Source organism: Rhodopseudomonas sp. B29, from assembly GCF_000333455.1.
GTDB lineage: Bacteria > Pseudomonadota > Alphaproteobacteria > Rhizobiales > Xanthobacteraceae > Rhodopseudomonas.
In genome coordinates this window covers 1-8,445 of record NZ_BADD01000682.1, presented here as the reverse complement: position 1 = coordinate 8,445, position 8,445 = coordinate 1, and the positions used below count along the sequence as shown (strand labels likewise).

6 protein-coding genes are annotated in these 8,445 nt (G+C 66.4%); 3 read left to right on the top strand and 3 right to left on the bottom strand.

The window, feature by feature from the left end:
• Window positions 1-957 (bottom strand): efflux RND transporter periplasmic adaptor subunit (locus tag I5M_RS30590; RefSeq protein ID WP_022723856.1); only part of this gene is annotated, 957 nt, incomplete at its 3' end.
• Window positions 958-1,452: 495 nt separating this feature from the next.
• Here I5M_RS30590 and I5M_RS24770 point away from each other — a divergent pair.
• From I5M_RS24770 to I5M_RS24760, 3 genes are all read left to right on the top strand, one after another.
• Complete coding sequence (locus I5M_RS24770) at window positions 1,453-2,385, top strand: DMT family transporter (RefSeq protein ID WP_031337466.1); 933 nt, start codon at window positions 1,453-1,455, stop codon at window positions 2,383-2,385.
• A 106-nt stretch (window positions 2,386-2,491) separates the two neighbouring features.
• Entirely contained in the window at window positions 2,492-3,337 is an 846-nt protein-coding gene (locus tag I5M_RS24765) for a hypothetical protein (protein WP_031337465.1), read from the top strand.
• A gap of 350 nt (window positions 3,338-3,687) precedes the next feature.
• Window positions 3,688-4,593, top strand: coding sequence for a DMT family transporter (locus I5M_RS24760; RefSeq protein ID WP_022723853.1), 906 nt, complete (start codon window positions 3,688-3,690; stop codon window positions 4,591-4,593).
• Between the two features lie 204 nt (window positions 4,594-4,797).
• On the opposite strand, the gene I5M_RS24755 is transcribed toward I5M_RS24760, so the two are convergent.
• Together I5M_RS24755 and mbfA are read right to left on the bottom strand one after the other, a co-directional pair.
• Window positions 4,798-6,894: a methyl-accepting chemotaxis protein gene (locus I5M_RS24755; protein WP_022723852.1), complete on the bottom strand. Its 2,097-nt coding sequence runs from the start codon at window positions 6,892-6,894 to the stop codon at window positions 4,798-4,800.
• Window positions 6,895-7,318: 424 nt separating this feature from the next.
• Window positions 7,319-8,290: an iron exporter MbfA gene (gene mbfA / locus I5M_RS24750; RefSeq protein WP_022723851.1), complete on the bottom strand. Its 972-nt coding sequence runs from the start codon at window positions 8,288-8,290 to the stop codon at window positions 7,319-7,321.
• Window positions 8,291-8,445 lie beyond the last annotated feature (155 nt).

Genomic DNA, 8,445 nt, shown 5'->3' with positions numbered 1-8,445 from the left:
TACGGGCGCGGCTTTGCCGTCGCGGACGACAAGGACATTATCGCCCGACGCGCTGGTCTGGATCGCAGTCGCCGGCACAAGGATCGCCGACGGGCGCGGCGGCTGTTCGATGCCGACGGTGACGTAGAGGCCGGGCCGCAGCTTGCGGTCCGGATTGCCGAGCGTGGCCTGGACCCGCACGTTGCGGGTGTCCTGTTGCACCAGCGGCTCGATCGCGTTGATGTGCGCGGCGAATTCCTGATCCGGATAGGCGTCGGTGCGCACCGTGACCTCGCCGCCGAGCGCGAGCTTCGACAGATCCTGCTGTGGCACGGTGAAATTGGCGTAGAGCTGGTCGAGCGCAGTCAGCGTCGCCAGGGCATCGCCGGGGTTGACGTATTGACCGAGATTGGCCCGGCGAATACCGAGCATGCCGGCGAACGGCGCGCGGATCGTCTTCTGCGCGATCACTGCGTCGATCCGCTGAACCTCTGCGTCGGCCTGCTCCTGTTCGGTGACGCGCTGATCGAGCAGCTGCTGCGTCGCGGCGGCGGTCGCGACCAGCCGGCGCGAGCGGTCGAGTTGCAGCCGTGCGAACTGTGCGCGCGATACCGCATCGGCGCGCTGCGCTCGCTCCGGCGCGTCGTAGAGTTCGACCAGCGGCGTGCCGGCCTCGACCGACATGCCCGCCTCGAACCGGATCGCGACGACGCGGCCGGCGACCTCGGGCGCCAGCGTCAGCTCCTGCACCGCCTGCAGCGATCCGGTGGCTTGGAGCGATTGCGGCAATGGCTCCGGCTCGACCGTGAGGGCGGAGACCTCGACCGGCGGGCGGGCGTAACCCGCCGCAGCCGGCGCGAACCGCGCCTGACGCCACAGATAGATCCCGGCGAAGATCGACGCCAGGATCGGAATCGCGATGAACACCGATGCCAGTCGGTGCCCGGTGTCGGGCAGAGGTCGCAACGTGTCGGTCATCGCCGGCTCCAAACCGCATCCACTGGCGCGTTCAGCACGCTGGCCACCGCGGCGGAGCAACCTGTGCTGCGGCGGGCCGGACCAACGAACCGACACCTCCGTACAACCTCAACAATAGCTGAGGTCCACTGCTCCAATAGTCGAGGCCCCGTGGCGCAGCTGCCGCCGCGCCAGGTCGACTGGTCATCGTCCAAGGGGTGGGTGCGCAACGCCGCGATCGCGACCAAGAAGTACTTCCTGCGCAGGATGAGCGGCGGTGAGAGTGAACCGCTCTATGAGATGGCGATGCTCGACATCCTCGGCGTCGGCAAGCTCAAGAAGACCGTCGAAACCATCCAGGCTGCGACCGCCGGACACCGCCGCGCATGCTCGCCTTGCGCGCGCGGCGGTTGTGGTCGGGCGGCGAAATCCTTATGGCTGGGCCAAATTCAAGGGAGGCGACGTTCTGCGCGAGGGCATGGCCCGGCAAGCGTCGTCCGATGGCCCGGGCTCCGCATGACCACCACCACGCCGTCCGCCGAAGCGCCGCGCTTCGGCTGGATCATCGACCAGCCTTATCTGCTGCTCAGCCTGCCGTCGCTGTTCTGGGCCGGCAACGCCATCGTCGGGCGCTTCGTCGCCGGTGAATTTCCTCCGGTGACGCTGTCGTTCCTGCGCTGGACCACCGCGTTCCTGATCGTAGCGCCGTTCGCCTGGCGGCATCTGGTCGCTGACTGGCGCCTGATCCGCCGCCACCTCGTGCTGATGGTGGCGATCTCGGTGATCGGCATCTCGACCTTCAACACGTTGCAATACACCGCCCTGCAATACACCTCGGCGCTCAACGTGCTGCTGCTGCAGTCGACCGGACCGCTGTTCGTCGCGATCTGGGCGCTGATCGTCCTCAAGGTGCGCATCACGCCGATGCAGGCGCTCGGCGTGTTCGCCTCGATGATCGGCGTGCTGGTGATCGTATTGCACGGCAACCTCGCCGAGCTGGCGGCGATCGAGCTCAATCTCGGCGATCTGTTGTTCATCGCCGCGATGGCGGCGTTCGGCCTGTTCACCGCGCTGTCGCAGAAGCGCCCGCCGATCCACGGCCTGTCGTTTCTCGCCTTCACCTTCGGCTGCGGCGCGTTGTTTCTCGTGCCGCTGCTGATCTGGGAGCTGACGCAACGGCCGCTGCCGGCGCCGACGCCCGGCAATTTCGCCGCCCTCGGCTATGTGGCGCTGTTTCCGTCGATCCTGGCCTATCTCTGCTACAACCGCGGCGTCCGCCTGGTCGGCGCCAACCGCTCGGCGCCGTTCTTTCACCTGATCCCGGTGTTCGGCTCGGCGATGGCCATCCTGCTGCTCGGCGAGCAGCCGCATCTCTATCACGCCGTCGGCTATGTACTGGTGCTGGCCGGCGTCATCGTCGCGGCGCGCAAGCCGAAGGCCGCGACCTAGCCGGCTCCGCACGCCTTACACTGTGACAATCGCCCGCCCCGCCCGGCATTGCCCGAGTTCCACGATCGTGGGACAATACCGGGACTTGCTCGCGGGAGACGATCGCGTGATCACGGTTCCGGCCCTGGCCGCCGATGCGCTTGGGAATTTCATCGCCGACTACATGCACGAGCGCTACGGCTCGACCGAACCGCATCTGTGCGACGTGGTGCCGTCGATCGCCCGCATCGCCCTGGAATGCATCGGCAACAGCGATGCGCTCTACCCACATGTCGAGCACACCATGCTGGTGACGCTGGCCGGCCACCACATCATGCGCGGCCGCGCGCTGCACTCCGACATGTCGGCCGCCGACTATGCCCACATCATCATCGGCTGCCTGACCCACGACATCGGCTATGTCCGCGGCCTGTTCGAGGCCGACGGCGACGACGGCTATGTGGCCGACGCCTCCGGCCGCAAGGTGACGCTGCCGCGCGGCGCCTCCGACGCCTCGATGCTGCCCTTTCATGTCGATCGCTCCAAGCGCTACGTGCTGGAGCGGCTCGGCAGCGTCGAGGGGCTCGACGCCAAGCGCATCGCCTGCGCCATCGAAGGCACGCGGTTTCCGCCGCAGGTGCCGGCCGAAGGCGAATGCTGCCCGGTCGACTCGGCGCTGCTGCGCGCCGCCGATTTCATCGGCCAGCTCGGCGACCCGAACTACATCCGCAAGGCCAATGCGCTGTACTACGAGTTCGAGGAATCGGGGCTGAATCGCCAGCTCGGCTATTCGTCGCCGGCCGACATCGTCAATCTGTATCCGCAATTCTATTGGGACATCGTCTCGCCTCACATCCAGACCGCGATCCGCTATCTCAATGTCACCGCCGACGGAAGGCAGTGGATCGCCAACCTCTACAGCAACGTCTTCCGCGCCGAGCGCGATATCAGGCTGTCGGGACCGCAGAAGTAGACTTCACACGCCGTCGTTCCGGCGTCACGCTCCTAACCCCACCCACCGTCATTCCGGGGCACGCGCGACAGCCTTACACTCCGTCATTCCGGGGCGCTCACGAAGTGAGCGAACCCGGAATCCCGAAGTTGTTGATGCGCCGGCGTTTCCACGATCTCGGGATTCCGGGTTCACGCGCTGACGCGCGTGCCCCGGAATGACGGGTGAGTGGCAAGGGCGACGAAGCAACCTCGCTTTGCAAACAGCACCGCTCGCCGCCACGCCCCCGCGCATGACGCACATTCCGCCGCCGCCCTAGGTCCGGGCCGCGATCTCGGGCAGGAAGCGTCTTCCGTCCCTCCCCGCGCTCGGTGATCTCTCTGTTTCGCTCCGCCTTTCGCTGGATCTCAGATCAGCCTTATCTGCTGCTCAGCCTGACGTCGCTGTTCTGGGCCGGCAACATCGTGCTCGGCCGCGCCGTCGCCGGGCATGTGCCGCCGGTGACGCTGTCGTGCGCGCGCTGGGCCGGCGCGTTCGTGCTGATGCTGCCGCTGGCGTGGCCGCATCTGCGCCGCGACTGGCCCAAGCTGCGATCGCACTGGAAGCTGATGCTGGTGCTGTCGGCGACCGGCTTCGCCATCAACAACGCGCTGTCCTATTGGGGCCTGCAATATACCCAGGCGCTGAATGCACTGCTGATGCAATCGTCCGGGCCGCTGTTCGTCGCGTTGTGGTCGCTGCTGCTGTTCCGCGTCCGGCTCACCGTGCTGCAGACCGTCGGCATCGCGCTGTCGCTCGCCGGCGTGCTCACCATCATCCTGCGCGGCAATTTCGCCACGCTGACGCAGATCGAGTTCAACCGCGGCGACCTGATGGTGGCCGGCGCGCTGTGCGCCTTCGGCATGTACTCGGCGCTGATGCCGAAGCGGCCCGCGACGCACGCGCTGTCGCTGATCACCGTCACCACCGCCGGCGGCGCGCTGTTGCTGCTGCCGTTCGCCGTCTGGGAATTCATGCACGGCCAGCGCCCCAGCGCCGATGCGGTGACCGCCGCCACCTTCGGCTACGTGGTGATCTTCCCGTCGCTGCTGGCGTATCTCTGCTTCAACCGCGGCGTGGCGCTGATCGGGCCCAACCGTTCAGCGCCGTTTCTGCATCTGATGCCGGTATTCGGCTCGGTGATGGCGATCGTGCTACTCGGTGAGAAGTTCGAACTGTTCCACCTTGCCGGCTACCTGATGGTGGTCGCCGGCGTGTTCATCGCCGCGCGGCGATAGCAGCCACACCACTGTCATTCCGGGGCGCGAGCAAAAGCTCGCGAACCCGGAATCCCGACCTGTTCTGCGACTCTCCACCCGCAACAACTTCGGGATTCCGGGTTCGCCGCTACGCGGCGCCCCGGAATGACGTGCACGGAGAATGACGTGCACGGAGCTGGATCGCTGCAACGACGGCTATCATCACCAACGGTGTCGCGATTCTCACGCTGCCCGCACGGTGTGCAGGAATTTGCCGACCTCGAGCTTGAGGCGGTTGCTTTCGCCGGCGAGGGCGTGGGCGGCGCTGAGGACTTCGCCGGCGGCATGGCCGGTGCCGGTGGCGCCGCGCTCGACCTCGGTGATGTTGGACGACACCGCGCGGGTGCCGGCAGCGGCGCCCTGGATGTTGCGCGAGATCTCGCGCGTTGCCGCGCCCTGCTCTTCGACCGCCGATGCGATGGTCGAGGCAATCTCAGACATCCGCTCGATAGTGCCGCTGATCGCCTTGATGGCGCCGACCGACTCGTGAGTCGCCGTCTGGATGCTGGCGATCTGCTGACCGATCTCGCCGGTCGCTTTAGCGGTCTGTTCGGCCAATGCCTTGACCTCGGCGGCGACCACCGCGAAGCCGCGGCCCGCTTCACCGGCGCGCGCGGCCTCGATCGTGGCGTTGAGCGCAAGAAGGTTGGTCTGGCCGGCGATGGCGTTGATGAGTTCGACGACATCGCCGATGCGCGCAGCAGCTTTGGACAATTCCTCGACGCGGTGATTGGTCTGCGCCGCCTGCTGCACCGCCTCATGCGCGATCTGCGCCGAGCTCTGCACCTGGCGGCTGATCTCGTCCACTGAGGCGGTCATCTCCTCGGAGGCCGACGCCACCGACTGCACGTTGGTGGAAGCCTCTTCCGAAGCGCCGGCGACCTGCCCGGCGAGATGCTGGGCGTGCTCGGCGTTGGAGCTCAGCGTCTCGGCCGACGCGTTGAGCTCGGTCGCAGCCGACGACACCGTCTCGATAATTTCGCCGATGGCGCCTTCGAAATCGTCGGCGAGCTTGTGCATGCCGGCACGCCGCTGCGCGGCCGCGACCGCCTCCTGCTCGACCCGCGCTTCGACCTCCTCGCGCGCCTTGGTGGCGGCGTGGGCCTTACAGGCGTCGATGGCGTGGGCCATCTCGCCGATCTCGTCGCGGCGATCGAGGCCGGGCAGCACCAAATCCAACTGGCCGGTCGCCAGCTTGCGCAGCGCGCCACCGAGTTCGGCCAGCGGTCGCAGGATGCGGACGAAAGTGATCCACATGCTCGCCACCACCAGCGCCACGGCAAACGCCAGCGCGGTCAGCGCGACCACCAAGCGCGAAGTGCTGCGCGCAGCGTCCGCGGCCGCGTCAGCGTCGGCCTCCGCGCCGATCGCGCCGGCGAGCTTGAGGATGGAGTTCACGCCGCGCGTGGCGCGGGTGAAGTAATCGGAGCCCGACAGCGGATAGTCGCCGCTCGGGCCGGCAGCGAGAACGTCGCTGCGCAGCTTGCCGTAAACGTCGAAGTAATCAGCCTCGACGGCGGCAAGCGCTGCGGTGACGTCAGCCGGCGTATCGGCACGTTGCTTCAGGATCGCGATCATCGGCCAGGCCAGATCAATCTGGCCGCGGAAGCCGGCCAGTTGACGGATGTCGTCGGGCGTCATCGGCTTTTTGGCGCTGACCAGGCCGCCCAGATAACCGCGTTCGCGGCCGGCGTTCTCGGCAATGACGGCGCCGAAGTGCCGCATCGCCACCATCCGCGACAACGCCGCCGAAGGCGTGGTGGTGAGCGTTTCCATGGTCTGGCGCAGCGACGTGGTCGCCGTGTCGATGGTGCGGGTAATGACCGCGAAGCTGGTCCGGACGACCTCTGCGTCGCGCTCTGCCGACGGCTTGGCGATCGCCTGGTCGATGCGGGCGCGCAGGCTCTTGAGATCGTCGAAGGCCTTGGTCGAAGCCGCCAGCGCCGCGCCGGACGTCTTCATCTCCGGAACTTCGGCAATCGACGCCATCGCCCGCTGATAGGCGGCGTCGCCCTCGCTCCGCGCCTGCGCGATCGCATCACGGCGGCCCGCATCGGCAGCGCCGGAGCCGCTCAGCGCCGAATTACTCTGGCCGCGTTCGACCGCCCAGGAACCTGCGCTCTTGAGCAGGAACTCCGAGATCCGGTTGACGGCCAGGAAGGCTTCCGATCGTTGCCGGCGTAGCAGGGCGTCGCGCGCCTCGAGGCCGGCGAACAGGATTGCCGCCGTAGCCAGCCCCAACACCACGAGGGGCAGAAGAACGCGGATTTTGAGCCTCATTGGAGATCTCCAAGCAATGCTGAGACGAGCGACCGCGCATCGCGGTGAGGCAATGAAGGGTCGAGAGTTTTGAAATGTCAGGGTTTAAGACCGCTCGATTCACCGTTGAATCGTCGCCGCCCGCGCTATTTGTAGCGTTGAGCAAAACTAACCACACACGTATCAATATTAGTTAATCTGCTGCTACGTATTATTCCGGGGGATGCAACAAAGCGCTGATGGAATTCTTGCTAATATCCAAACGCCGCCGTGAGGAACGGCGGCGCTCGCATCAGTAGCTTGTGCCGGGCTCAGGTCAGCACGAGCCACGCAGCGGTCTCAGTTTTGCTGGAGCCATGCCGGACGCCCGCGTTGGAATCCGGCCAACAGTCGTCAGCTCGGAACGACCGGTCGACTCGATCTGTCTTTTCCGACCTCAGTTCAACTAAGCGCCGCCGATCAGAATTCCGACGGCGAGCACGATGACGCCGCCGAGCACGATCTGGAACACCGCCTGCAGGAACGGCGTGTCCATGTAGCGGGCGCGCACATAGGCGATGGCCCAGAGTTCGACGAACACCACGAGCCCGGCAATGCCGGTGGCGATCCAGAACGCGTTGGCCCAGGTGTCGGGCACCAGATAAGGCAGCGTGTGGCCGAGCCCGCCGAGCGTGGTCATCAGCCCGCAGATGCCGCCGCGCAGCCAAGGCGAACCGCGACCGGTCATCGAGCCGTCATCGGACAGCGCCTCGGCGAAGCCCATCGATATGCCGGCGCCGATCGAGGCGGCGAGGCCGACCAGGAACGTCGACCAGTTCTGATGCGTTGCGAAAGCTGCGGCGAACAGCGGCGCCAAGGTCGACACCGAGCCGTCCATCAGTCCGGCGAGGCCGGGCTGAACGTATTGCAGCACGAACATCCGCCGCGCGGTGCTGTCCTCTGCGTCGCGCGCGCCCGGCGTGAGAATACGCTCGGTGAGCTGAGCGGCGCGCTGCTCGTGGCGCTTCTCGAATTCGGCGAGGTCGCCGAGCAGCTTGCGGATACGCACGTCGGTGGCACGCTCGGCGGCACGCTCGTAGAAGCGCTGCGCCTCGAATTCCATGGTCTCGGCTTCGCGCCGGATACGCTCGAGCGGCAGATTGCGCGTCAGCCAGATCGGCCTCCGGCGGATGAAGCCTTTGACATCCTCGCGGCGGATCGGCGGCAGATTGGGCCCGAAGCGCTCTTCGCAAACCCGCAGCAGCATATGCCGGTGGCCCTTCTCCTGCTCGGCCATTTCCTCGAACAGGCGGGCGGAGTCCGGATAGCGCTCGGCCAGATCCTCGGCAAAGGCGAGGTAGATGCGGCTGTCCTCCTCCTCCCCGGAAATCGCCACCGCGAGAATTTCGCGTTCGGTCAGGTCGGAGAAGGCTTTCATCACAGGACGCCCGGACAATTTAGAACCATTCTAATTTCTTAGTCCGAGCCGGGTTGCTTTGTCAAAAAGGCCTCTAGCCAGGGCAGCCACGCGCCGGTTGCAGATGGAGCATCGCTCAATCTTCGCGTCAAGCAGCCCGCACTTTGCTCAAGAAC

What these genes read in the sequence shown, in the direction of transcription:
- I5M_RS24770 (WP_031337466.1), top strand. Translation starts at nt 1,453, where the DNA reads ATGACCACCACCACGCCGTCCGCCGAAGCGCCGCGCTTCGGCTGGATC.
- I5M_RS24755 (WP_022723852.1), bottom strand. Translation starts at nt 6,894, where the DNA reads ATGAGGCTCAAAATCCGCGTTCTTCTGCCCCTCGTGGTGTTGGGGCTG.
- mbfA (WP_022723851.1), bottom strand. Translation starts at nt 8,290, where the DNA reads ATGAAAGCCTTCTCCGACCTGACCGAACGCGAAATTCTCGCGGTGGCG.